Source organism: Nocardia asteroides, from assembly GCA_019930625.1.
In the GTDB taxonomy this organism is placed as follows: domain Bacteria; phylum Actinomycetota; class Actinomycetes; order Mycobacteriales; family Mycobacteriaceae; genus Nocardia; species Nocardia sputi.
Genome location: CP082844.1, coordinates 3568291 through 3592704, shown reverse-complemented (window position 1 = coordinate 3592704; position 24414 = coordinate 3568291). Strand labels below are relative to the sequence as shown.

Sequence of the window (24414 nt, the reverse complement as noted above, 5' to 3'; positions counted from 1 at the left end):
AGATACGGAAATAAACTGCACTTCATGTCGAATTTGCGGATCAGCGAGGCTGCCTCGCTGCTCGGGGTCAGCGACGACACCGTGCGGCGCTGGATCGATCAGGGCAAACTGACCGCGCTCCAGCTCGGCAACGGGCGCAAGGGCGTCAGCGGGCGGGAACTCGCCGAGTTCCTCCGGGCCAACGCGGAGGCTCCCCAGCCGGGGGTCACCGTGGCCGCGTCGGCGCGCAATCGCATGCGCGGCATCGTCACGCGGGTGGTCAAGGACACCGTCATGGCCCAGGTCGAAATGCAGGCCGGGCCGTTCCGCCTGGTGTCGCTGCTGAGCCGGGAGTCGGTCGAGGAACTCGGGCTCGAAGTCGGCAGCGTCGCGGTGGCGTCGGTCAAATCGACACACGTCGTCGTCGAGATACCGGAGAGTTGACCAGGGATGATTCGATCGCTGAGCGTGGTGGCCGCTGCCGGAGTCGCCGCGATGGCGTTGACCGGTTGCGGCTCCGACGACGCGGGCTCCGCAGATGCGGACCGGATCGGCGGCACCGTGACGGTGTTCGCCGCGGCCTCGCTGACCGAGACGTTCACCGAACTCGGCGACCGGTTCGAGGCCGCGCACCCGGGGGTGCGGGTGGTCTACAGCTTCGGCGCCAGCTCCGCACTCGCCGAACAGATCATCCAGGGCGCACCCGCCGACGTCTTCGCCGCGGCCGCGCCGAAGAACATGCAGCAGGTCGTGGACGCGGGCGAGGTCACCGCCGCACCGGCCACCTTCGCGCGCAACAGGCTGGAGATCGCGGTGCCGAAGGGCAATCCCGGTGGGGTCACCGCACTGGCCGATTTCGGCAGGACCGAGCTCGAGATAGCGCTGTGCGCCGAGCAGGTGCCGTGCGGCGCGGCCGCGACGACGGTCTTCCAGGCGGCGGGCGTCGACCCCCGGCCGGACACGCGCGAGACCGACGTCAAAGCGGCGCTGACCAAGGTGAAACTCGGCGAGGTCGACGCCGCCCTGGTCTATCGCACCGACGTGCGAGCGGGCGGCGCTCAGGTGGAGGGCATCGCCGTCCCGGAAGCAGGCAAGGCGATCAACGACTATCCGGTGGCACCGCTGGCGCACGCGCCCAATGCCGCGGCGGCGGCCGCGTTCGTCGAATTCATACGTTCCGACCAGGCGCGCGCGGTGTTCGCGGAGGCGGGATTCGAGACACCGTGATCCGCGCGGCACGGCGACGGACACCCGCGGGACGACGCCCCCTCGTCCTGGTGCTGCCCGCGGTGGGTGCGCTGGCGTTCCTGGTCGTACCGCTGCTGGGATTGCTGTTGCGCGCGCCGTGGCGGACGCTGCCCGACCGGCTGCTGACCGCGGAAGTCGGCCAGGCGCTGCGCCTTTCGCTGGTGTGCGCGAGCCTGGCGACGGTGATCTGCCTGGTATTCGGCATCCCGCTGGCCTGGCTGCTCGCGCGCGGCGAGGTACCGGGAAGCGGGCTGATCCGGGCACTGGTCACCGTTCCGCTGGTGTTGCCCCCGGTCGTCGGCGGCGTCGCCTTGCTGCTGGTGCTCGGCAGGCGCGGATTGGTCGGCCGCTACCTGCACGAATGGCTCGGCGTGTCGTTGCCGTTCACGACCGCGGGCGTGGTGGTCGCGGAGGCGTTCGTGGCGATGCCGTTCCTGGTGATCTCGGTGGAGGGCGCGCTGCGGGCGGCCGATCCGCGCTTCGAAGAGGCGGCCGCGACCCTCGGCGCGTCGCGCTGGCTGACCTTCCGGCGGGTCACGGTGCCGTCGGTGCTGCCCGGCATCGTCGCGGGCGCGGTGTTGTGCTGGGCGCGGGCGCTGGGTGAATTCGGCGCCACCATCACGTTCGCGGGTAACTTCCCCGGGCGGACCACCACGATGCCGTTGGCGGTCTACCTGGCGCTGGAGACCGATCCGGCCGACGCGATCGTGCTGAGCCTGGTCCTGCTCGGCGTCTCGGTGGCGGTGCTGGTCGCGCTGCGGGAGCGGTGGATCCGAGGTGTGATGTGACGCTGGACGCGCACCTGCGGATCACCCGGGAGTCGTTCCGGCTCGACATCTGCGTGACCGTCGCGCCGGGTGAGGTGGTCGCCCTGCTCGGCCCCAACGGCGCGGGCAAGACCACCGCGTTGCGCGCGCTGGCCGGGCTGACGCCGCTCACCGAGGGCGCGATCCGGCTCGACGACGAAACCTGGGACGCGCCGCCGAAGGTGTTCGTCCCCGCCGAGCGGCGACGGATCGGCGTCGTCTTCCAGGACTACTTGCTGTTCTCCCACCTCAGCGCTCTGGAGAATGTCGCGTTCGGGCTGCGCGCTCGCGGGCACGGTCGCGCCGCGGCCCGCGCACGCGCCGCGCACTGGCTCGAGCGCGTCGGGCTGGCGCCGCAGGCCGCCGCCGAACCGCGCGCCCTGTCCGGAGGCCAGGCGCAGCGAGTGGCGCTGGCCCGGGCACTGGCCACCGACCCGGCGCTGCTGCTGCTCGACGAACCACTGGCCGCGCTGGATGCGAGCACGCGGCTACGGGTCCGGTCGGACCTCGCCCACCATTTGGCCGACTATCCCGGGCACACCGTGCTCGTCACGCACGATCCGCTCGACGCGATGGTCCTGGCCGACCGCCTGGTGATCGTCGAGGACGGCGCGGTGGTGCAGCACGGTCCGCCCGCCGAGGTCGCACGGCGGCCGCGCTCCGACTACGTCGCCAACCTGGTCGGTCTCAACCTCTATCGCGGGACCGCCCGGGACACCACCGTCCACCTCGCGGACGGGGGTTCGTTCACCGTGGCCGAGCCGGGCAGCGGACCGGTGCACGTCGCCTTCGCACCGACCGCGGTCGGCCTGCACCCGGCGCCTCCCGCGGGCAGCCCGCGCAACACCTGGCCGGTCACCGTCGCCGCGATCGAACAGCACGCCCACACCGTCCGAGTCCGGCTCGACGGCGCCCCACCCGTGCTCGCCGACGTCACCCCGGCCACCGTGGCCGAGCTGCGACTTCGGCCCGGCCTGCGACTGTGGGCAGCGGTCAAGGCCACCGAAACCCACACCTACCCGGCGTGAGAGTGCCATCAACATGGTTCGCAGACGCGAATTCATGTTAACTTAGGCGAGAATAGCAATTAACTTAGCTGATCGGAGAGGGCTATGAGATTCGCGAGGTCCGCGAGGTCCGCGAGGTCCGCCGTCATCGTCGATGTCGTCCGCACACCGTCCGGTAAGGGCAAGGCAGGCGGCGGCCTGTCGGACGTGCATCCGGCCACCTTGCTGGCGGGCGTGCTCGCCGAACTCGTCGCCCGTAACGACCTCGATCCCGCGATGGTGGACGACGTGGTCGGCGGATGCGTCACACAGAGCGGCGAGCAGGCGTTCAACATCAGCAGGACCGCCGCGCTGGCCGCGGGGTTCCCGGAGTCGGTGCCCGCCACCACGGTCGACCGGCAGTGCGGGTCCAGCCAGCAGGCCGCGCATTTCGCGGCCCAGGGTGTCATCGCGGGCGCCTACGACATCGCGATCGCGTGCGGCGTCGAATCGATGAGCCGCGCGCCGATGTTCTCCAACGGCCAGGGCAAGGACGCCAACCGCGGCCCACTCGCCCACCGCTACCCGGACGGCCTGATCCAGCAGGGCATCGCGGCCGAGGTGATCAGCGCCCGGTGGAAGTTCGATCGCACCGCGCTCGACGAATTCGCCGCCCGCTCGCATCAGCTCGCCGCTCGAGCCGCGGCGGCAGGCGGATTCGACAACGAACTGGTGCCCGCGGGCGCGCTGACGGCCGACGAGACCATCCGGCCCAGCACCACCGGTGAAAGCCTCGCGAAACTGCGGCCCGCCTTCGCCGACGATCAGTACACGACGCGCTTCCCCGAGATCGAGTGGTCGATCACCCCGGGGAACTCCTCCCCACTGACCGACGGCGCCTCGGCCGCACTGATCATGAGCGAGGAAGCGGCGGCGAAGCTGGGCTTGCGCCCGCGCGCCCGATTCCACTCGTTCGCCGTGGTGGGCGACGACCCGCTGCTGATGCTCACAGCCGTCATCCCGGCCACTCGCAAAGTACTCGAGCGCGCCGGACTGGGCATCGACGACATCGACGCCTACGAGGTGAACGAGGCGTTCGCGCCGGTGCCGCTGGTCTGGCAGCACGAGTTGAACGCCGACCCGCAGCGGCTGAACCCCCGCGGCGGCGCGATCGCCCTCGGCCATCCACTGGGCGCCTCGGGCACCCGCATCCTGGCGACGCTGGTCAACCACCTGGAGCAGACCGGCAGCCGTTACGGTCTGCAGACGATGTGCGAGGCGGGCGGGTTGGCCAACGCCACGATCATCGAACGTCTCGGATGAGCGTCCGTACCGCGCTGGTCACCGGTGGGTCGCGCGGCATCGGCGCCGAGGTGGCGCGCCGCCTGGCCGGCGAGGGCTATCACGTGACTCTCGTCGCGCGCACCCGCGACACCCTCGAGCAGACCGCGGCCCGTCTGCGCGACGAGACGGGCGCCGACGTGCATCCGGTGGTCGCGCAGATGAACGACCTCGATCAGCTGCGCGACCTGGTGCGAGCACACGAGGAACGCTTCGGTGGCATGAACGTGCTGGTGCTCGGCGCGGGCACCGGCACCGCCGGCACCGTGGCCGACCTACCGCCGAAAAGCTGCGAGCGCATGCTGGAGGTGAATTTTCGCGCACCGCTCACGCTGATCCAGGCGGCGCTTCCGCTGCTGCGCAAGAGCGCGGACACCGATCGGGAGCGCGGCGCGAAGATCGTCGCGCTCGCGTCGATCACCGGTGTCGCCGCAGAGGCGGGCCTGGCCGCCTACGGAGCCACCAAAGCGGCGCTGATCTCGCTGTGCGAAACCGTGTCGCTGGAGGAGTCCGGGAACGGCGTCAGCGCCACCGCGGTGTCCCCCGGCTACGTCGACACCGACATGACCGCGTGGAAGCGTGATGTTCTCGACCGGTCCACGATGCTCACCACCGGCGACGTCGCCGAGATGGTCCTGGCGATCACCCGGTTGTCCCGCAACGCGGTGGTGCCGAACATCGTGCTGTCCCGCGCCGGTGACCGGCTGTGGCGTGCCTGAGCACCGTTACCCGGCAGCGACCAGACCCGAGCTCAGGCATCAGAATATAACGCCGAATTCGGGCACGGCGAATAACGATTCGCTGTGAATAATCGGATTCCGAATTGCGGATGCGATTTTCGAGAGCACCTATATATGGCAATCAGTATTATCGCCATGAAATAGCTCGGCGCCTACCGCGGATTCGCGGTAGGCGCCGGTGACGCATCAGAGGTAAGCGCCGCACACAGGCCAGGCGCCCGGACCCTGGGTCGCGAGCACGTTCTCGGCGACGCGGATCTGCTCCTCGCGGCTGGCGTTGGACGGGCTGCCGGTGCCGCCGTTGGCCTCCCAGGTGCTCTGGGTGAACTGCAGGCCGCCCGAGAAGCCGTTTCCGGTGTTGGTGGACCAGTTGCCACTGCTCTCGCACTGCGCGACGGCATCCCAGTTGTGGGCCGAAGCGGTGGCGGTGGACAGGCCGAACGGCACGGCGACGAGAGCGCCGAGAGCCGCGGTGAAGCCGAGAACACGAGTGGTGAATTTACGGTTATGCGACATGAGATTTCCCGCCTGCGCCCACCGGCTCGGCGAAGTTCGCCGCGCCCCTGTCCCCAGGAAGGTTGTGGACACTCGAACCGCGGGACAGGGTTTCCGGCGTTCTGCGATTCGAGCTCGATCTCGGTGTTGCCCCGAGCCGTGACCGACGTTAGCGGAGATGTCGCGGCAGATCACGTTCGAATAACGTGGGACCAGGTTTAACCCCTGGTCGAGAGTTCGCGCCATCACCCCAGGTCGCTCGCGGGAAACGGGGCTGCGCCGATCCGCTGTTATGGGGGCGTTATGTGTTCGAGATCACTCGGAAATCGTGAAACGAGTCGCATTTTCCCAGGTCCACGACTTGCGGTAGTAGGCATGCCTGTGCCGGATACCGGCGCGAAGGGGAGCCCAGCGACCGGTTCGTTACCTTCCGGATGAGCCAAAGATATGACCGTGACCGCAGATGGCGACGCGGCCGATTCGCGATCCCGGCGCAGGACCGGACCGGCCAGGAGGCGCGTCGGACGCGCCTCCGGCTCAGGCGCCGACTACTTCCCGTGCGCCCGCAACTGGTAGAGCCCCTCGGTTTCGGCGACGACCACGCCGTCGGCGTCGGTGACCACCGCCCGCAAAGTGAACTCGGATTTGCCGTTCTCCGCCGCCTCCGCGGTGACGCGTGCGATCTCCGCCTCCGACAGCGTCGCCTCCGCCCGCACGTCGGTCCTGGCCGGCTTGCGGAAGAACACGCGCAGGTCCTTCACCAGCGGATAGAACGCGGAGTTGTCGAAGGTCGCCACCGCGATCGCGCCGCCGAGGATCTCGGCGACGGTGAACAGCACACCGGCGTACATCACGCCGAAGTGGTTGCCGTTGCCCTCGGCGGGCACCGAGGTCGCCGCGAAACCCCGCCGCACCTCCACCGCCCGGACACCCATCTTGTGCGCGATCGGGATGGTGTATTCCAGTGCCCCGTTGACGATGTCCTCGAACGGAGGAGTCCCGACGTCGCTCATCGCAACCGTCCCTTCACGCCGGAGGTGACCGGCACCTCGTTGCCTCTGCCACGGCCACCGTGGTGGACGTCACCGAAGCGTAGGCCCTCGAACGCGCGCGCCGACAGAGTGTTGACAGTTTGCCAACACCGTCGGCCGCGGGAGGGTCACAGGCTGCGGGCGATGATCTCCTTCATGATCTCGTTGGTGCCGCCGTAGATCTTCTGCACGCGGCTGTCGGTCCACATCCGCGAGATCGGGTATTCGGTCATGTAGCCGTAGCCGCCGTGCAGCTGTAGGCATTCGTCGGCCACCGACATGGCGCGGTCGGTGGTCCACCACTTGGCCATGGCGACGGTCGGGATGTCCAGCTCCCCACGGAGGTGCCGCGCGATGCAATCGTCCAGGAAGACCCGGGCCACCCGGGTTTCTGTGGCCACCTCGGCGAGCTTGAACTTGGTGTTCTGGAACGCGAACACCGGCTTGCCGAAGGCGTGCCGCTCCTTGGTGTAGCGCAACGTCGCCTCCAGCGCGGCCTCCATGCCCGCCACCGATCCGACGGCGATGATCAGCCGTTCCTGCGGAAGCTGCTGCATCAGCTGGACGAAGCCCTGCCCTTCCCGAGTGCCGAGCAGGTTGGACACCGGGACGCGGACGTCCTCGAAGAACAGCTCCGAGGTGTCCTGACCTTTCTGGCCCACCTTGTCCAGCACCCGTCCGCGCCGGAAGCCCGGCCGGTCGGCCTCCACCAGGATCAGCGAGATCCCCGCGGCGCCCGCGCTGGTGTCGGTCTTGGCGACCACGATGACGAGATCGGCTTGGCTGCCGTTGGTGATGAAGGTCTTCGAGCCGTTCACGACGTACTCGTCGCCCTCGCGGATCGCCTTGGTCTTGACGTTCTGCAGATCCGATCCCGTACCCGGCTCGGTCATGGCGATCGCGCCGACGACCTCGCCGGTGGCCATCTTGGGCAGCCACTGCCGTTTCTGCTCTTCGGTGCCGTAGTGCAGCAGGTAGTGCGCGACGATCCCGCTGTGCAAGGTGGCGCCCCAGGAGGTGTCGAACGCCTTGGCCTGCTCCTCGATGAGCACGGCCTCGTGCGCGAAGGTGCCGCCGCCACCGCCGTACTCCTCCGGGATCGACGCGCACAGCAGGCCGAGCGCGCCCGCCTTGGTCCAGAAGTCGCGGTCGACGTGGTGCTGCTCGATGAACTTGTCGATGTTCGGCGTCAACTCCTTCGCGAAGAACGAGCGGGCGAGCTCGCGCAGGGCGTCCAGGTCGTCGTCGAGCCAGGCGGACCGGCAGGTCGTCATCGGGGGTGTCCTTGCGAAAGTCTGATACCGATAGTTACGGGTACAGTGTGTACCAATAGCTGACCGGGTACAAGGTGTACCACCGGATTGCCCGGCGGATACGCTCACCCTGTGGCACGACAACCCTGGGTGGACACCGCCGACGCTCGGCGTTCCACCAGCAATCGGCCCGGCCGCGACGAGCGCCGCCGCGCCATCGTGCAAGCCGCGATAGCGGCGATCGAGGAGGACGGTCCGCACGCGCTGACCGGCCGGATCGCCGACCGGGCCGGACTGGCCCGAACACATGTCTATCGACACTTCGCCAGCAAGGAAGAGCTGGACTTGGCGGTCGCCCGGTACGCGCACCACGATCTGACCGAGCGGATCCGGGCGCGATTGGCGGTGCACGGCACGCCACTGGACGTCATCCGCGAGCCATTGGCCCAGCACGTACGGTGGGCCGCCGAGCACCCCAATCTGTATCGCTTCCTGGTCGGACGCGATTACCGGCGGGGCCGCAACGAGCCGCGCGTCGGCGGAAGCGCTTTCGCCGCCGAGATCTCCGCGGCGGCGGCGCGCTACCTGCCGGAGTTCGGGGCCGACCCGATGGCCGCGGACCGGCTGGTGGTCGCCCTGCTGGGTCTGGTCGACGCCTCGGTGCGCTGGTGGCTGGAACACCACGACACCACCGAGTCCGCCCTCGTCGACCGCCTGACCACCGAATGCTGGCTGCTCATCGACAACCGGCTCCGCGATCTGGGCATCGCGATCGACCCGCGAGAACCATTGCCGGACAAGTGAACCAGTGCATCACCGGGAGGCAGGTACCACTTCCCGCGTAATGGCATGGACGAAATCGGGGAGATCACCCGGGTTGCGGGAGGTGAGCAGCGTCCACCCGCCCTCGGCGGAGCGGACCGCCGGTTCGTCGACCCACGCGCCGCCCGCGTTGACGATGTCGGCCCGGAGCGAGAAGTACGAGGTCAGCGTCTTGCCGGACACCAGCTCCGCGTTCACGAGCAGCCAGGGGCCGTGGCAGATCGCGGCGATCGGCTTGCCCGCGCCCGCGAACTCCTTGGCCAGCTCGATCGCCCGGTCGGTGACCCGCAGCTTGTCCGCGTTCACCGTGCCGCCGGGCACCACGAGCACGTCGAAGTCGTCCACGGAAACCTCGTGCAACGACGAATCCGGTTGTACAGCAGCGTCTTTCTCCGTGTCGTGGCGGAAAGTCTGCACCTGCTCGCGCTTCGGCGCGGCATGGGTGACCCGCGCGCCGCGCTGACGCAGTTCGTCGCGCGGCACCAGCAGTTCGTCCCGCTCCACTCCCGCGTTCGAGGTGATGATCAGGACCCGCGTCCCATCCAGCTGATCGGCCATGAGCGCCTCTCCTTTCGGTCGAATGATCCTGTTCCCGTCATGCCGCGCGAGGGCTGCGCTAAACCTCGGTGCGGCCGGAAGCGTCGTCCGGCGGCAACAGCGTGCGGGAGAGATGCTCTTGCGCCAGCCGGCGCAGTGCGGCGAGCAGGGTGTCACCCAAGATCGTTCCGACGATCGCGGTTTCGGTCATCCGCTCGACGGCGGGTTCGTTGCGGACCAGGGCGAGGTCGGTGGCGGCGATGGCCTCGCTGGCGCCCGCGTAGTCGTCCAGCGCGCCGACCACGTCACCGTGGCCGAGCTGGCGCAGCGCGGCGCAGACATCGATGAGGGTGCCGAGGGCCGGGCTCTCGTCGTGGATTCGCCAGCCGCGCCCGTCCAGCAGTGCCGCGACGTCCTCGGCGGCGGCCGCCCGCTGCTCGTCGGCGACCGGAGAGCGCCGCCCACCCAGCGCGTACTGCACATGACCGAGGGAATCGCGCGCGGACAGGTTGCCGCTGTCGAGCGCCGCGAGCAGTTCCCTCGCCGCTTCGATGGACACGCCGCCGATATCCACCAGTGCCCGGATCAGCCGCAGCCGACTCACGTGCGCCTCGCTGTATTCGGCCTGGTTGCGGTGGGTTCGCACGCCGGACGGCAGCAGGCCTTCCCGCACGTAGTACTTGATCGTCGCGGGAGAAACACCGCTGGCGCGGCTGAGTTCGGCGATCCGCATCGGACTCCTCGGGCTCGGTCGACATCTTGACAGTGGATAGTACCGCTATCCATAATCTTACTGATAGTTTCACTATCGATAGTGCTAGTTCCCGAAAGGCCCTGTGCGTGACTACCCTCTTCCGGCGCTTCCCCGCCCTCTCCTGGCACCGCCCGCTGATGCTGCTCGCCGTCGCGATGGCACTCCTGGTCGTGTGGTCGATCGCGGGCATCGTCGTCGATGACCGCACCCTGACCGGGCTGCCGATTTGGGCCAAATCCGCGAAATTCGCCCTCTCGGTGTTGATCTACGCCGTGACGTGGGCGTGGTTGATCGCCCAGCTCACTCGCTGGCGCCGCGTCGCCTGGTGGGCCGGGACGGTCGCGGCGCTCGGCCTGGCGGTGGAGTTGCTGGTCATCACCACCCAGATCGTGCGGGGCACGACCAGCCACTTCAATTTCACGACGCCGTTGAACGCGGCGCTGTGGGAGATCATGGGCTCCTCGATCGTGGTCGTCTGGGTGGCCACACTGATCGCGTCCGCGGCGGTGTTCGTCGACCCGGCGAGCGACCCCGCCCGCAACGCGGCGATCCGCTACGGCGCCGTCCTGTCGCTCGCGGGCGCCGCACTAGGGATGTTGATGGTCGGACCGACACCCGAGCAACGAGCCGCGGGCAGCTCGATCAGCGGCGCCCATACCGTCGGGCTTCCCGACGGCGGGCCGGGGTTGCCCATACTCGGCTGGAGTACCGCCGGAGGCGACCTGCGCATCCCCCATTTCCTCGGGATGCATGCGTTGCAGGTCATTCCGCTGGTTCTGCTCGCCGTCGAGTACGGCTCACGCCGCATTCCGGTTCTGCGATCGGCGGATACCAGGCGAAGGCTCGTCACGGTCGCGGCGGCGACCTACGCCGCGCTGCTCGCGGTGCTGACCTGGCAAGCGTTGCGCGGACAGTCGGTGGTCCATCCCGACGCGGCGACTCTTCTCGCCTTCGCCGTCATCACTCTCGCCGCAATCGTGTCCACAGCCATGGCGGTGCGCTCGAAAGCCGTTGTGGTGAACACACTTCCCGCAGGAGCGAGCCGATGACGGAATCGCTCTTCGACATCACCTTCTGGTTGGCGGCGCCGTTCTGGGCACTGATGGTCCTGGCGCCGACGTGGCGGCGGACCGGTGCGATCGTCGCGTCACCGCTCATCTGCCTCCCGCCCCTGATCGTCTACGCGGCACTGATCGTGCCCGAGTTCGGCTCGTTCGCCGAGACGTTGATCAACCCGAATCTGCCTGGGCTGCAAACCGTTCTCGGTGAAAGCTCCGGGGCCGCGGCGGCATGGGCGCACTTCGTGGCCTTCGATTTGTTCCTCGGACGCTGGATCTTCCTGGACAGCCGCGCCCGCGGACGCACACCGCTGCTGATCAGCCCGCTGCTCGTGCTCACCATCCTGTTCGCGCCGATCGGCGTCCTGATCTACCTGCTCATCCGACTCACCACCACACCGGCGCCCGGCCGGACCGTCCCCACGGAGGCATGATGGAAACACTCCTCGTTCTGCTGACCAGCCTGCTCGTCCTGCGTGCGGCAGGCGCCCTCGGCGCACGCCGATTCGCCGCGTGGCCCACCTGCGGCGCCTACGCCCTCGGCGTGATGCTGATCATGACCGGCACAACGCATTTCCTGCCGGAGTCGTTCGCGGACTCCCCCGCCCCGACCCATGCCGATCTCCTCCCGATGGTGCCGCCGTTCGTACCGTTCCCCGGCGCGATGATCTACCTGACCGGCGTTTTGGAACTGCTCGGTGCCGTGGGCCTGTTCCTCACACGCACGCGCCGGCCCGCAGGGGTGGGACTGGCTGCCTTGTTCGTCGTGATGCTGCCCGCCAACATCTACGTAGCCGTCAGCGACGTCCCGTTCAACGGCGCGCCCGCGACGCCACTGTGGGCGCGTATCCCGGAGCAGGTGCTGTACATCGGCGTTGCCCTGTGGGCGGCCGGGGTGCTGAAACTCCCCCGCCGAGGAGGCCGAGGCCTCGACTTCCAGGCGAATAGGGCCGGCGACCGCACGACAGCCTGAGGCATTCGCATCCATCCCATACGGTATGGTATGTTCGGCCTCGAGGGTCGAGGAGGTCGGATGAGCAAGCGGGATTGGCTCGACGCCGGGTTGGCGGTGCTGGCCGAGGACGGGGCGCGGGCGCTCACCGTGAAGCGTTTGTGCGCCGACCTCGGCCTCACGAAAGGGTCGTTCTACCACCATTTCCGGGGCATGTCCGGGTACAAGACCGACCTGCTCGAACACTTCGAATCCGTGTACACCGGCCGGTATATCACCGAAACCGAGGCAGGCGACGCCCCCGCACGCGACAAGCTCGCCCGGCTGACGGACCTCGTACTCGCAGATCAGGACGCGGACAACGCAGTGGAGATCGCCATGCGCTCCTGGGCGATGCAGGACCCGGAGGTGTACCGGCTCCAGCAGCGCGTGGACCGGAGGCGGGTCGAATACCTCGAGTCACTGTTGCGCGATCTCCACGAGAACAACGAGGAGATCGAACCGTTGGCGCGCCTGCTCTACCTCGCACTCGTCGGGGCCCAGCAGGTGATTCCACCACTTCCCGCGAAAGAGATCGCCGATATCTATGCCTTGGTGCTGCGACTGGCGATCCGGAAGGAGAACTGATGCCCGCCCTCGGCCCCTGGGTGCACCGACTGCTCTTCGCGACGGCGGCGATCCACTTCGTGTACGCGTTCATCCAGCCCAACGACTGGTCCGGCATCGCGTCCGAAGGATTCCTGGCGGCGGCCTCCGACACCGGCGATCCCGCCTATTTCGCGCGCGATGCCAGCGTGTGGTTCATGATGTGCGGAATCGCGCTGTTGGCCATCGGCGCGCTCACCCGCAACGCGCTCAGCGCTACCGGCCGCGTACCGGGCCACGTCGGCTGGTACTTGGTCGCGATCGGAATCCCGCTGACCGTCATCTATTTTCCCGTCACCGGCGGCTGGCTGATACTGGCCGTCGCCGCGGTAGCCCTTGCCGCCGCCTACCGCGTGGACCAGCCGGAACTGTGAGACGCCTTCCACCGAAACAGACTGGTTCCGTGACGTTTTCGCGTAGTCTGCGGTGAGATCCGTACCGGCTTATGGAGTACGGCGGACCGGGGTGGGTACACCGAAATCGTGAGTGCTTCTAGGTGTTTGGGCGCGCTCGTCAGCGTGCTGGCGACCGCGGTAGCGGTGTCCCTCTTTTCCGTTCAACCTGCCGAAGCCGAGCCCGGGCGGGCCCGCGTCGTCGGGGAAATTCCGCTCGGAGGCTCGGTTTCGCAGATCGATGTCTACTCGCCGTCGATGGATCGGGTGGTCCCCAATCGGGTGATCCGCGCCGCGGGTGGCGGCCCCGCGCCCACGCTGTATCTGCTCACCGGCATCGGCGGTGGGGTCGACGGGATCTCGTGGTGGGACGACACGGACGTTCGTACGTTCTTCGCCGACAAGCGCGTCAATGTGGTGATGCCGGTCGGCGGGGCCTACAGCATGTACACCGACTGGCTCGCCGACGATCCGGCGGTGGGGCGAAACCGATGGCAGACCTACCTCACCCGGGAGCTTCCCGGAACCCTCGACTCCGAACTGGATACGAACGGACGAAACGCGATCGCCGGGGTGTCGATGAGCGCCGCTTCGGCCGTCGACCTCGCGATTCAGGCGCCCGAGGTGTACGAGGCCGTGGCGGCCTACAGCGGGTGCCCTTGGGCCGCTGACGCCGCAGGCGCCGCGATGGTCAGCGCGCAGGTCATCCGCGGCGGGGGCAACCCGGCGAACATGTGGGGATCGCCGGGCGACGCGGTCTGGCGGGCGCACGACGCTTTCGCCAACGCGGGCGCTCTGGCCGGGAAAACCATCTACTTGTCCGCCGCCTCCGGCACTCCGGGGGCGATAGATCGAGGAGGGCTGCCCTTCCCGCCGATCGAGGCGATCGCGAGTTCGTGCACGGCGGCCTTCGCCGACCGTCTCACCGAGCTCGGGCTACCGGCGATCCATGTCAACCGCCCGGAGGGCTCGCACACCTGGGGGCAGTTCGAGGCGGACCTGCACGATTCCTGGCCCCACCTGGCCCGCGCCCTCGGGGCGTGAGCAGCGGCTCCCGACCGCGCGCTCATCCTGCACGACGCACGGCCGGGCTCGCAGCCGCCGCGCGGGCCCGGCCGTGGCGACGAGCGCAGGTCACCAGCGCATGCGTGGATCGGGCACGATGTCCTGTCCCCCAGCGAACCGGACCAGCGCATCCGTGCGCTGATGGCGGGCTCGGGTTCCGCGCGCACTGTCGCCCGACCGCGCGGTGGCCCTCCCGGCGTGGTGTCGGAGCTCACCGACGGGGGTGGGACTCATTCGTCTCGTCGTTCAGGACATCGGCGGCCGCATCGGCCTCGGAAACCGGGACCCGCAGCACCAGAACCGTGAGCAGGCAACCGACCAGCGCCAGTAAGGCCGCGGCTGCGAAGCCCGCGCGGACGCCATCGACGGAGGAGCCGTTCGCTTTTTCGGTCACCGTCTGCGCGAGCAGGAGCACGGCCGTGACGCCGATCCCGGCTCCGACCCGCTGCGCGGTGTTGACGACACCGGCGGCGATGCCCCGATCCGTCTCGTCCACCGCCGTGACGGCCGGGACGGTGACGCCGACGAACGCGGCAGGCAAACCGACGCCGAACACGATGGCCCCGGGCAGCACATCGACGAGGTAAGAGGCGTGTTCGGGCACCCGCGCGAACCAAGCCAGCGCCGCGGCCTGCAACGCCATTCCGGCGGCCAGCACACCCTGGGGGCCGAGCTTCGCCAGCGCGAACGGGATGAGGGTGCGGGAGACGACGATGTTGACCACCGCGACCGGTAACACCGCCAGCCCCGACGCCGTCGGACTGTAGCCCTGGGTGTTCTGCAGATACAGCGCGAGCAGGGCGAACGCGGGCACGTGCGCCGCGCCGACGAGAGCGTTCACCGCTGCCGAACCGCTCACTTGACGAATCGCGAACAGCCGCAGCGGCATCAGCGGGTGCGAGCTGCGCAGCTCGATGACCAGGAAGCCGACGAAAAGGGCGGCACCCACTCCGAGCAGCGCGGAAGCGAGCAGCCGGAGGCCCGGATCGCCCCACGCGCCGATCGAGTATCCGATGATCAGCAGCGCGCCCGTTCCGGTGAGCGCGCCCGGCACATCGAGTCGTCCCGCCTCGGCCGTGCTGGCGGGGTCCGCGGGCAGCTTGCGCAACAACGCCAGCGCGAGCAGTCCGATCGGCAGGTTGATCAGGAAGATCGACGGCCAACCGAAGACGTCGGTCAGCGGACCGCCCACCGCGGTGCCGATCGCCGCGCCCGCGGCGCCCATCGCGCTCCAGACTCCGAAGGCCCGGCGCCGCGCCGCTGGATCGGTGAACGCCGTGGCCAGCAGCGCCAGTTGCGCCGGGATCACGACGGCCGCAGCGATGCCCTGCAGGGCACGCGCGGCGATCAGCAACCACGCCGTGCCCGCGAATCCGGCCAGCGCGGACGCGACGGTAAAGACCGCCAGCCCGGCCCCGAACATGCGGCGCGGTCCGTACAGGTCCGCCACGCGGCCCCCCAGCAGCATGAACCCGCCGAACGCGAGCAGATAGGCGTTGGTCACCCAGCCCAAACCGGCTTCACCCAGGCCGAAGTGCCTCCCGATCTCCGGAAGCGCCACGTTCAGCACCGTCGTATCGAGGAAGATCACCAACTCGACAACCGTAATCACCAGCAGCCGCCATCGTCCCAACCCGCCCATCACGCATCCTTTCACTAGAGCATCGATCTAGCGAAATAGTTCACTAGAGCTGAACTCCAGTCAAGTAGGATGTCCTCCATGTCGAAGAACACCGGAGTGCGCGCGGCCAAGACCTCGGCCAATCGGGCGCGCATGCTGGGCGCGGCGGGGGAGTTGTTCACCACCCGCGGTTACACGGCGACCACCATGAAGGCCATCGCCGAAGAAGCTGGGATGGCCGTGCAGACCCTGTACTTCACCTTCGCCACCAAGCGCGCGATCCTCGCGGAGTTGCTCGACGTCGAGATCGCGGGCGACACCGAGCCGGTCGCCACGCTCGACCGGCCGTGGTTCGCCGAGGCGGTCGCCGCGCCACCGCTCGAGCAGATCCGGCTCCAAGTGGCGGCCGCGGGCGCGATCCTGGCCCGGGTCACCCCCTTGCTGGAGGCCGTTCGCTCGGCCGCCGCGACCGATCCGGAACTGGCCGAACTGTGGCAGACCAACATCGCCCAACGCCACCTCGTGCAGCACCGCCTCGGTGCGGCGCTGGCCGCCAAAACCCCGCTGCGCGAAGGGATCGACCCCGACCGCGCCGCCGACATCGCTTTGGTGGTCCTCGCGCCCGAGACCTACCACCTCCTCGTCCACGAACGGGGCTGGACCAGCCAGGAGTGGCAGGACTGGGCCGCCGACGCCCTGATTCGTCAGCTACTGCCCTGACCAGGTGTCGTGACCATCAGCGGCACAACGTATCCGATGATCCCCGCGCTCGTGGGCATCACCGCGAGCGATGGTGCCGCCGATGACGGCGCAGCGCCCGGCGGCGACGACGACCGCGGCCCCGCACCGTGTGACGGTCGTCGCTGTGGCACGTCCGGCTCGAGGCGGACCCGGCTCACCGGTGGCTACGCGACCGCGCGCTGGAGGTGCCGGTTACCTACCGAACCACGAGACCCGAGCGAGACCGGTGCGGATGTCAGCGGTGAGGCGTGACCCCGCCTCGACCACCGGAGCGACCGTCACAAACCCTCGTCGGCGGGATAGCGGGCGGCGAGCCCGGACCGGTCGCCGAGCCCGAAGTTCATGACGAGATCGTCGGCGACCTGAACCAGCACGTCGCGCCCCTCGACCGCGGACGCCCATTCCCTCGGCAATCCGGAGACCCCGTGGACGGCGCCGATCAGATTGCCTGCCACCGCACCCGTGGAATCGGAATCGCCGGAATGGTTCACCGACAGCAGCAACGCCGCGCGCACATCACCGGTCCTGGCCGCGTGCAGTGCGCAATACACCGCGATGGCCAGGCATTCCTCCGCGACCCACCCTTCGCCGACCCGCTCGACCTGTTCGGCGGAGACCCCCTCCTCGGACAATTCCACAGCTCGCGTCAGGGCCGCCACCGTCTCGGCGCTCGCGGGGAAAGTCGTGAGCTGAGCGATCGTCTCCCGTACGGCGATCGACAGCTCGACACCGCTCACCACACGATCGATCAGTGCGGCGAACGCCCCCGCCGCGAGGTATCCCGTCGGATGCCCGTGGGTCAATTGAGCGGCCCGCGCGGCCGTGGTGAAAGCAAGGTCGGACCCCATACCGGCCAGACCGATCGGCGCGGACCGCATCACGGTGCCGCAGCCTTTCGAATGCGGGTTCACCGGCCCGCTCTCCCCGAATGGGTTCGGTGCGACGAACCCCCGTGACTGCTGCCCGAGCCCGGACATGCACGCGTTCCCGGGCGCGCGCGCCGCGTACAGAAAGGGAAGGCTCGCCAGCCACCCGTCGACGTGGGGCGCGGGCGCCTCTTGCCGCTGCGTCTGCCACCAGCGCAGATATGCTCGGCGCAACGCCGGCAGCGGATCAGCGCCGGGCGCGGACCGCAACAGCCCCTCAGCGGTGAACAACGTCATCTGCGTGTCGTCGGTGATCTGCTGCGCCGCGTCCTGGACATGCTGCGGCAGAAAGCCCGTCACGCCGTGATCGCCATACCGCTGCCGAATCTGCTCCAGCCGCAGGAATTCGATGGGCCACCCCAGCGCGTCACCCACCGCCCCACCCAGCAGAGACCCCCGGACCCGATCGAAGACCATCGTGTAATCCACCACGAGACAACATCATCACGCATCCGGCCCGCGGTCCACCACAGTGGCGGTACCGGTGCCCCCACTCAGCCCCCCGGCCACTCTGCTGCGTTCACTCTCGAACGCTCACCGAATCCGCGTTCTTCAGCCGACGTGCCGCGAAGATCCGCCGACCGATCACGCCTTGACGCGGCGCGAACAGATACACGGCCGTGAAGACCATCCCTTGGACGACGACAACCATGCCGCCGGGAGCCGTGTCGAGGTGGTAACTCAGGTACAGGCCCGCCACCGCACAGGTCACCGAGATGGCGGGGGCGATGAGCAACATCCGGCCGAAGCGGTCGGTGAGCAGGTAGGCCGTCGCGCCCGGGATGATGAGCATGGCGACCACGAGGACGACGCCGACCGCTTGCAGGGCGACAACGGCGGTGAGGGCCAGCAATCCGAGCAGTGCCGTGCCGAGCAACCGCGGACTGAGGCCGATGGCGTGCGCGTGCGTGGGGTCGAAGGCGTAGAGAGTGAAGTCGCGACGTTTGAGAATCAGCGCGCCGAGGGTGATCGCGGCGAGGATCACCACCTGCACCAGTTCACCGCGGCTGACGCCGAGCAGGTTGCCGAACACGATGTGGTTGAGATCGGTCTGACTGGGCGTCACCGAGACCAGCACCAAGCCGAAGGCGAACAGTGTGGTGAAGACGATGCCGATGGCGGCGTCCTCCTTGATCCGGCTGGTGTCCCGGACCACGCCGATCAGCGCCACCGCCAGGAATCCGAACACGATCGCGCCCACCGCGAACGGCAGCCCGACGATGTAGGCCAGCACCACACCGGGCAGCACCGCGTGCGAGACGGCGTCTCCCATCAACGACCACCCGATCAGCACCAGCCAGCACGACAGCACCGCGCACACCAGCGCCGCGGTCACGGTGGTGGCCAGTGCGCGCACCATGAACTCGTAGCGCAGGGGATCGATGAAAATTTCGGTCAAGCTCATATATCTGTCCCCACACTCGGCCGGGGCTCACACCCGGTTCATCACGTCCAGGCCGAACGCCCTGGCCAGGTTCTCCGGCCGCAGGACCGCGTCGAGATCGCCCTGGGCGAGCACGGTGCGCATCAGCAGCACCGCCTCGTCTGCGAGGCCGGGCAAGGCGTGCAGGTCGTGCGTCGACACCAGGATCGTGGCGCCGTCGCCGGCGAGCTGCCGCAGCAGTGCGGTGATTGTGGCCTCCGAACGCTTGTCGACGCCCGCGAACGGTTCGTCGAGCAGCAGGACGGTCGCGCCTTGGGCCAGCCCGCGCGCGACGAAGGCGCGCTTCTTCTGTCCGCCGGACAACTGCCCGATCTGCCGGTCGGCGAGGTCGGTCAGTTCCACGCGTTCCAGTGCGTGCGCGACCGCTTCCCGATCCGCCTCACGCGGACGCCTGGTGAAACCGAGTCGGCCGTAGCGGCCGGTCATCACCACGTCTCGGACCGAAAGCGGGAAGCTCCAGTCGACGTCCTCGCTCTGCGGGACATAGCCGAGGATGCCCGCGCGCCGCGCCGCGACGGGCGCGCCGCCGTTGATCCGAACCGTTCCCCGGTCGGGGTGAGCCAGGCCCATGATCGTCTTGAACAACGTCGACTTGCCGGAACCGTTCATCCCGATGAGACCGCAGACCCGCCCCGCGTTCACGGTCAGATCGACGTCCTCGAGCGCGGGCACCTCGCCGTAGTGGACGCTGACGCCACGCACCTCGATCACCGGCCCGCTCATGGACGGCGACCCGTCAGTGCGGAGCCGATCGTCTGCGCGTCGTGGCGGATCAACGCCAGGTAGGTCGGGACCGGGCCGTCGGCTTCCGACAGCGAATCGACGTACAGCACCCCGCCGAACGCCGCGCCGGTGGCCTCGACCACGCGGCGCATCGGCGCGTCCGACACCGTGGACTCGCAGAACACCGCGGGCACCCGCTGCTGCCGGACGAAGTCGATGGCCGACGCGATCTGCTGGGGCGTGGCCTGCTGCTCGGCATTGACCGCCCAGATGTACTTCTCGGTGAGGCCGGCATCGCGGGCCAGATAGGAGAACGCGCCCTCGCAAGTCACCAAGGCCCGCTCGTTCGGCGGCAGCGCGTTCAAGGTACCGGTGAGTTCGTCGTGCACCTTGCGCAGCTCGGACTTGTACCGCTCCCCGTTGGAACGGAAATCGGCGGCATGGCCGGGAGAGAGATCGCTGAACGCCCGCACCATGTTGTCGACGTAGATCTGCGCGTTCTGCGGTGACATCCACGCGTGCGGGTTCGGTTTGCCCTGGTAGGCGTCCTCGCGGATCGGCAACGGGGCGACACCCTCGCTGACCACGACATGCGGCACCCGCAAGTCGGAGACGAACTGGGCGAACCACGCCTCCAGGTTCAAGCCGTTGTCCAGGATGAGGTCCGCCTTGGCCGCCTTCTTGATGTCACCCGGCGTCGGCTCGTAGCCGTGGATCTCCGCACCCGCCTTGGTGATCGACTCCACGGTCAGGTGCTCGCCCGCCACGTTCCTGGCGATATCCGCGAGCACCGTGAACGTCGTGAGCACCACCGGCCGATCGTTGGGTCCGGCGCCGCTCTCGGCGCAGGCGGTGAGCGTGAATGCCAGCGCGCCCACGGCTATCGCCGCCATCCATCGGCGTGGAGACAGGGCGAGCAGCGGGTGGAGCCGAACCTTCATACAAGGAGATGATAAGTTCGCTTACCCTAACTTTCAAGTTAGAGTCGCTGAAACGAAGAGTCGCTCGTCGCTTCGGACCGCCGGAACAGCCGTCCCGCGAACTACAGCACCGGCAGGGGCGCCGACTCCGGGAAAACGACCGGGAGGGCGGTCAGCGCTCGATGGAACGGACCCGGACGCCAGATCAGCTCGTTCACCGGGACGGCGAGCCGCATCTCCGGCAGGGCGTCGAGCAGTTGGTCGATGGCGTCCTGGGCGATCAGGTAGGCCAGTGAACTCGCCGGACACACGTGCGGCCCGCCGCCGAACGCCAAATGCGCCCGATTGCCCGCGTACTGGTCGGTTCTGATCGCCGGGTCGGTGTTGCAGGCGGCCATGCTGATCACCACCGGCTGGTGGGCGGGCAGCCAGACGTCATCGATCAGCACCGGCTGCTTCGGGAAGCTGAAGCAGAAGTTCGCCATCGGCGGATCGTTGAACAGCACCTCGTCCAGAGCGTCCCGGGTCGACAGGCTCCCGCCCAGCACACTGCCGCCGAAGCGCTCGTCGGTGAGGATCAGCAGCAAGGTGTTGACGATCAAATTCTGCTGAGGCTCGATACCCGCGCCGTACAGGGTCCCCAGCTGGTGCACCATCTCGGTGTCGCTCAACCCCGCCGAGTGCCGCAGCATGCGCGTCGTGATGTCGTTGCCGGGTTCGGCCCGTTTCAGCAGCGTCAACTCCCCCAGCGAATCGATGAGCATCTTGTTCCCGCGCTCCGCCTCGACACCCTCGAAGATCGCGGCCATACCGGTCGCGGCGCGCTGCGCGATCTCGGCCGGACACCCCAGCAAGGCGTTCAGCACCGCGAAGGCGAGTGGAAAGGCGTACTGGCGCACCACATCCGCGGCCCCGTCCGCACAGAACGAGTTGATCAGCGGAATGGCCAGCTGCGCGACGGTGTCGCGCAGGCCGTACAGGTCGACCTTCTCCAGCCCCGCGACGTTGGCCTGCCGATAGCGGGCATGCTCGGCTCCGGCATTCCGCAAAGCGTTCGGCCGCCACTGCATCATCGGCAACACCGGGCAGTCCGCGGCGATGTTCTGCTGCCAAGCGCGCGGGTCGGCCGGGAAGTGGTCCGGGTCGTTCATGATCCGCACCGCGGCGTGATAACCGATCACCAAGGTGGCCGGTACGCCCGGCGCCAGTTCCACCGGCGCCAACGATCCGTATCTCGCACGCATCTCGCGATAGGCGCTGTGCGGGTCCGCAGCGAATTCCGTTGCGAAAAGCGGAATCCGCGGGCCGTCGGTATCGATCGGCGAACCATGCGTCGCGCGGCTGTGCGCAGAGGACGGAGACATCGTCATCGGAGGAACTCCAGGCGGTCGGACAACAAGATCCGTGAGCCTAGGCAGCTTGCCGGGCGTCCGCACCGGAAATGCCTCGAGATGACCGAGCGCGGCAATTTGCTATAGAATTGCCCAAGATTCGACGCGTAGACCTGATCGAAGGCGAATCGCACCCGCTGTGCCGAGTGCGCCGATCGAGCGCGGGTACCACGGCGGCCGTGCGGAACTTCGACACGAGGACGGCACGCCATGACAGACGTCGACTTTTGCGTAATCGGCGGCGGTTTCGCGGGATTGACGGCCGCGCTGCGGCTGAAACAAGCGGGCCGATCGGTCGCGCTGCTGGAAGCACGGGACCGGCTGGGCGGACGCACCTTCACCGAAGTGCGCGACGACGGTTCGTGGATCGATCGCGGCGGCGCCTGGATCGGGCCGGGTCAGGACCGGGTCCAGGCTCTGATGACCGAGTTCGGGGTAGCGAGTTACAAGCAGTACACCGACGGCTCGGCCCTGATGGTGGTCGACGGCAAGCAGCACCGCTATACGGGCACGATCCCGTGGACCATGAGCCCGTGGGCGGCGATGAACCTCGGCGCGGTATTCCTCGAGCTCGGACATATGTGCAAGTCGGTTCCGCTGGAAGCGCCGTGGGCGGCGAAGAAGGCCGACAAGTGGGATCAGGTCAGCCTGGCGCATTGGCTGGAGAACAATGTCCTGTCCAAGCCCGCCCACGATTTGCTCGAGACCGCCATAGCGGGCTGCTACACCTCGGCGGCTTCGGAGGTGTCGTTGCTTTTCGTGCTGTACCAGATGGCTTCGGGGGGCGGACCCGACTTCGTTCTGGGCGTGAAGGACGGAGCGCAGGACGCGCGGCCGGTCGGGGGCATGGGCGCCGTCTACGGGCCGATGGCCGCCGAACTCGGCGATTCGATCCATCTCTCGCAACCGGTCCGATGCATCCATCAGGATGCCGAGGGGGTGACGGTCCGCGCAGCCCAGGTGACCATGCGCGCCCGGCGCGCGATCGTGGCCGTCCCCTTGGCAATCGCCGACCAGATCGCGTACAAACCGATGTTGCCCGTCGATCGCTGGTTCCTCCATCAACGTATGCCGAGCGGCTCGATCATCAAGATCTCCGTCGTGTACGAGGAACCGTTCTGGCGAGCCGACGGGCTGTCGGGGCAGTCGGCCGCGCCGGGTTCGCCTGCGACGATCACCATCGATGCGTGCACCGACACCGGGCGGCCCGGTGTCCTGTGCGTCATCGTCGAAGGGCCCATCGCACGGCAGTTGGGCCGGCTCGATGACGCGGAACGCAAGAGCGCGATCCTCGGCGCACTCGTCGAACGGTTCGGCCGGAAAGCCGGCTCACCCGTCGACTTCGTCGAGCAGAACTGGAGCGTCGAGCGTTACTCCGGCGGCGGCATGCTCAGCCATGCCCCGACCGGCGTGCTCACCCAGTTCGGCCACGCCCTGCGCGAGCCGTGCGGTCGCATCCATTGGGCGGGCACCGAGAGTTCCGCGGTCATGTGCGGCTGGATCGACGGAGCCATCCGCTCGGGTGAACGCGCGGCCAGCGAAGTACTGGAGCACGAGACCGCCGCGGTGGGCTGACGAGGGGATCGCCGCCGCCGTCGGTTCCGGGCGGGACCGGCTCCGCTACATCTTGGCGCGCCGGGCCATCACGAAGCTATAGAGCCCGTAGGTGATGATGCCCAGCCCCGCCACGAGCAGCAGAGCCACGCCGAAGGGTTGAGCGCCCAGCGTCTTCAAGGCGCCGTCGAGTCCGGCGGACTTGTTCGGATCCGACCCGAGCGTGGCGAAGATCACCAGCAACCCGACCGCGCCGATGGCCAGTCCCTTCGCGATGTATCCCACGGTGCCGAGCCGCCGCACGAAGGCGCTGGGTGTCCCGTGGAGGTCGTCGAGGAAGCTCTGACGCGCCCCTTTGTACACGTGGTAGCCACCGACCGCGATGATGATCAGCCCGCCCACGACGAGGGCGATCGTCCCCGCCGTGTTCTGCATCAGGCGGGCGGTGAGCCCGACGCTCTCACTGCTGCTCGACTTGCCGCTGCCTCGGGCGAAACGGAACGCGGAGACGGCGAACGCGATGTAGACCACGAACAGCGAGAAAGCTTTGGCGCGATCGAACGCTTCGTGTTTCCTGCTGTCGGCGCCGGGTTTGGACGCGCTGCCGAATACGGCCTCCACCAGCCGCCAGAGCGCCATCAGCAGGAACGCGACCACGCCCACCCCGAGTGTGAGCACGCCGCCCGGTTTGGCGGCCAGTTCGGCCATGGCGCCGGATTGGTCGGCGGTGCCGCCTCCCCCGCCGAGCGCGAGCCGGATGGCGATGTAGCCGACGAGCAGGTGGACCAAGCCGGACATGACATAGCCCGCGCGGGCGAATCGCTCGAAGACGCCGTTCTGGGCGATCCGTCCGGCGGTGCCGGAAAGGTTTGTGTTAGCCATACTGCTTCTCCGTCCAAGTTCCGCGGCGCGAGCCGCTCGCAGAACACGGACCGGATACCCACGTCTGCCGTAAAAGCACCCCTGCGTTTCTGAGGTGAGTTCCGACCT

The 24414-nt window shown here is 68.4% G+C and carries 27 protein-coding genes; 15 read left to right on the top strand and 12 right to left on the bottom strand.

Translation table 11 applies throughout. The annotated features are described in order from the left end of the window. Positions 1–24 precede the first annotated feature (24 nt). The 6 genes from K8O92_16470 (at position 25) to K8O92_16445 (ending at position 5079) form a co-directional block, all read left to right on the top strand. Complete coding sequence (locus K8O92_16470; GenBank protein UAK35273.1) at positions 25–423, top strand: helix-turn-helix transcriptional regulator; 399 nt, start codon at positions 25–27, stop codon at positions 421–423. A gap of 6 nt (positions 424–429) precedes the next feature. Then, positions 430–1206 carry a molybdate ABC transporter substrate-binding protein gene (modA, locus tag K8O92_16465; protein UAK35272.1) on the top strand — a complete coding sequence of 259 codons (777 nt, stop codon included), beginning with the start codon at positions 430–432 and terminating at the stop codon, positions 1204–1206. Then, positions 1203–2015, top strand: a complete 813-nt coding sequence (gene modB / locus K8O92_16460; protein UAK35271.1) for a molybdate ABC transporter permease subunit — start codon at positions 1203–1205, stop codon at positions 2013–2015. The genes modA and modB overlap by 4 nt, the downstream gene beginning before the upstream one ends. Beyond that, positions 2012–3061, top strand: coding sequence for an ABC transporter ATP-binding protein (locus K8O92_16455; GenBank protein UAK35270.1), 1050 nt, complete (start codon positions 2012–2014; stop codon positions 3059–3061). The genes modB and K8O92_16455 overlap by 4 nt, the downstream gene beginning before the upstream one ends. 84 nt (positions 3062–3145) lie before the next feature. Further along, the gene (locus K8O92_16450) at positions 3146–4342 is read left to right on the top strand and encodes a thiolase family protein (protein ID UAK35269.1); all 1197 of its coding nucleotides are present in this window, start codon (positions 3146–3148) and stop codon (positions 4340–4342) included. Further along, entirely contained in the window at positions 4339–5079 is a 741-nt protein-coding gene (locus tag K8O92_16445; GenBank protein ID UAK35268.1) for an SDR family NAD(P)-dependent oxidoreductase, read from the top strand. Before K8O92_16450 ends, K8O92_16445 begins: the two co-directional genes overlap by 4 nt. Before the next feature lie 207 nt (positions 5080–5286). Here the strand turns inward: K8O92_16445 and K8O92_16440 are convergent, their stop codons facing one another. The 3 genes from K8O92_16440 to K8O92_16430 all read right to left on the bottom strand — a co-directional run bounded on the left by K8O92_16440 (position 5287) and on the right by K8O92_16430 (position 7900). After that, entirely contained in the window at positions 5287–5616 is a 330-nt protein-coding gene (locus K8O92_16440; protein ID UAK35267.1) for a transglycosylase family protein, read from the bottom strand. Positions 5617–6143: 527 nt separating this feature from the next. Beyond that, the gene (locus tag K8O92_16435; GenBank protein ID UAK35266.1) at positions 6144–6608 is read right to left on the bottom strand and encodes a DUF4442 domain-containing protein; all 465 of its coding nucleotides are present in this window, start codon (positions 6606–6608) and stop codon (positions 6144–6146) included. A 146-nt stretch (positions 6609–6754) separates the two neighbouring features. Beyond that, positions 6755–7900, bottom strand: a complete 1146-nt coding sequence (locus tag K8O92_16430; GenBank protein ID UAK35265.1) for an acyl-CoA dehydrogenase family protein — start codon at positions 7898–7900, stop codon at positions 6755–6757. Between the two features lie 111 nt (positions 7901–8011). Between K8O92_16430 and K8O92_16425 the strand changes: the two genes are divergently transcribed. Further along, positions 8012–8683: a TetR/AcrR family transcriptional regulator gene (locus tag K8O92_16425; GenBank protein ID UAK35264.1), complete on the top strand. Its 672-nt coding sequence runs from the start codon at positions 8012–8014 to the stop codon at positions 8681–8683. A gap of 9 nt (positions 8684–8692) precedes the next feature. On the opposite strand, the gene K8O92_16420 is transcribed toward K8O92_16425, so the two are convergent. Then, positions 8693–9259 (bottom strand): type 1 glutamine amidotransferase, encoded by a 567-nt coding sequence (locus tag K8O92_16420; GenBank protein UAK35263.1) that lies wholly within the window; start codon positions 9257–9259, stop codon positions 8693–8695. Between the two features lie 58 nt (positions 9260–9317). Beyond that, positions 9318–9971 (bottom strand): MerR family transcriptional regulator, encoded by a 654-nt coding sequence (locus tag K8O92_16415; protein ID UAK35262.1) that lies wholly within the window; start codon positions 9969–9971, stop codon positions 9318–9320. Positions 9972–10129: 158 nt separating this feature from the next. Between K8O92_16415 and K8O92_16410 the strand changes: the two genes are divergently transcribed. The 6 genes from K8O92_16410 (at position 10130) to K8O92_16385 (ending at position 14083) form a co-directional block, all read left to right on the top strand. After that, on the top strand, positions 10130–11041 hold the full coding sequence (locus K8O92_16410; GenBank protein UAK35739.1) for a hypothetical protein: 912 nt from the start codon (positions 10130–10132) through the stop codon (positions 11039–11041). Beyond that, positions 11038–11484, top strand: coding sequence for a DUF4281 domain-containing protein (locus tag K8O92_16405; protein ID UAK35261.1), 447 nt, complete (start codon positions 11038–11040; stop codon positions 11482–11484). The genes K8O92_16410 and K8O92_16405 overlap by 4 nt, the downstream gene beginning before the upstream one ends. Next, complete coding sequence (locus tag K8O92_16400) at positions 11481–12023, top strand: hypothetical protein (protein ID UAK35260.1); 543 nt, start codon at positions 11481–11483, stop codon at positions 12021–12023. The genes K8O92_16405 and K8O92_16400 overlap by 4 nt, the downstream gene beginning before the upstream one ends. A 60-nt stretch (positions 12024–12083) precedes the next feature. Continuing rightward, positions 12084–12629, top strand: a complete 546-nt coding sequence (locus tag K8O92_16395) for a TetR/AcrR family transcriptional regulator (protein ID UAK35259.1) — start codon at positions 12084–12086, stop codon at positions 12627–12629. Further along, entirely contained in the window at positions 12629–13021 is a 393-nt protein-coding gene (locus tag K8O92_16390) for a DUF6463 family protein (protein ID UAK35258.1), read from the top strand. Before K8O92_16395 ends, K8O92_16390 begins: the two co-directional genes overlap by 1 nt. A gap of 147 nt (positions 13022–13168) precedes the next feature. Beyond that, positions 13169–14083 carry an esterase family protein gene (locus K8O92_16385; GenBank protein ID UAK35738.1) on the top strand — a complete coding sequence of 305 codons (915 nt, stop codon included), beginning with the start codon at positions 13169–13171 and terminating at the stop codon, positions 14081–14083. A gap of 232 nt (positions 14084–14315) precedes the next feature. On the opposite strand, the gene K8O92_16380 is transcribed toward K8O92_16385, so the two are convergent. Next, entirely contained in the window at positions 14316–15746 is a 1431-nt protein-coding gene (locus tag K8O92_16380) for an MFS transporter (GenBank protein ID UAK35257.1), read from the bottom strand. 78 nt (positions 15747–15824) lie between these two features. On the opposite strand from K8O92_16380, the gene K8O92_16375 reads away from it, so the two are divergent. Next, the gene (locus K8O92_16375) at positions 15825–16445 is read left to right on the top strand and encodes a TetR/AcrR family transcriptional regulator (GenBank protein UAK35256.1); all 621 of its coding nucleotides are present in this window, start codon (positions 15825–15827) and stop codon (positions 16443–16445) included. Positions 16446–16744: 299 nt separating this feature from the next. Here K8O92_16375 and K8O92_16370 read toward each other — a convergent pair whose 3' ends face one another. The 5 genes from K8O92_16370 to K8O92_16350 form a co-directional block, all read right to left on the bottom strand. Then, positions 16745–17824, bottom strand: coding sequence for an ADP-ribosylglycohydrolase family protein (locus K8O92_16370; protein ID UAK35255.1), 1080 nt, complete (start codon positions 17822–17824; stop codon positions 16745–16747). 88 nt (positions 17825–17912) lie between these two features. Further along, a complete protein-coding gene (locus tag K8O92_16365) occupies positions 17913–18797 on the bottom strand; it encodes a metal ABC transporter permease (protein ID UAK35254.1) in 885 nt (294 codons plus the stop codon). Positions 18798–18824: 27 nt separating this feature from the next. Then, the gene (locus K8O92_16360) at positions 18825–19559 is read right to left on the bottom strand and encodes a metal ABC transporter ATP-binding protein (protein UAK35253.1); all 735 of its coding nucleotides are present in this window, start codon (positions 19557–19559) and stop codon (positions 18825–18827) included. Continuing rightward, the gene (locus K8O92_16355) at positions 19556–20452 is read right to left on the bottom strand and encodes a metal ABC transporter substrate-binding protein (protein UAK35737.1); all 897 of its coding nucleotides are present in this window, start codon (positions 20450–20452) and stop codon (positions 19556–19558) included. The genes K8O92_16360 and K8O92_16355 overlap by 4 nt, the downstream gene beginning before the upstream one ends. Before the next feature lie 149 nt (positions 20453–20601). Continuing rightward, positions 20602–21849, bottom strand: a complete 1248-nt coding sequence (locus tag K8O92_16350; protein UAK35252.1) for a cytochrome P450 — start codon at positions 21847–21849, stop codon at positions 20602–20604. A 231-nt stretch (positions 21850–22080) separates the two neighbouring features. Here K8O92_16350 and K8O92_16345 point away from each other — a divergent pair, with 231 nt between their 5' ends. Further along, positions 22081–23445: an FAD-dependent oxidoreductase gene (locus K8O92_16345; GenBank protein ID UAK35251.1), complete on the top strand. Its 1365-nt coding sequence runs from the start codon at positions 22081–22083 to the stop codon at positions 23443–23445. Between the two features lie 45 nt (positions 23446–23490). Here the strand turns inward: K8O92_16345 and K8O92_16340 are convergent, their stop codons facing one another. Continuing rightward, positions 23491–24306, bottom strand: coding sequence for a DUF1206 domain-containing protein (locus K8O92_16340; GenBank protein UAK35250.1), 816 nt, complete (start codon positions 24304–24306; stop codon positions 23491–23493). Between the last annotated feature and the right edge of the window lie 108 nt (positions 24307–24414).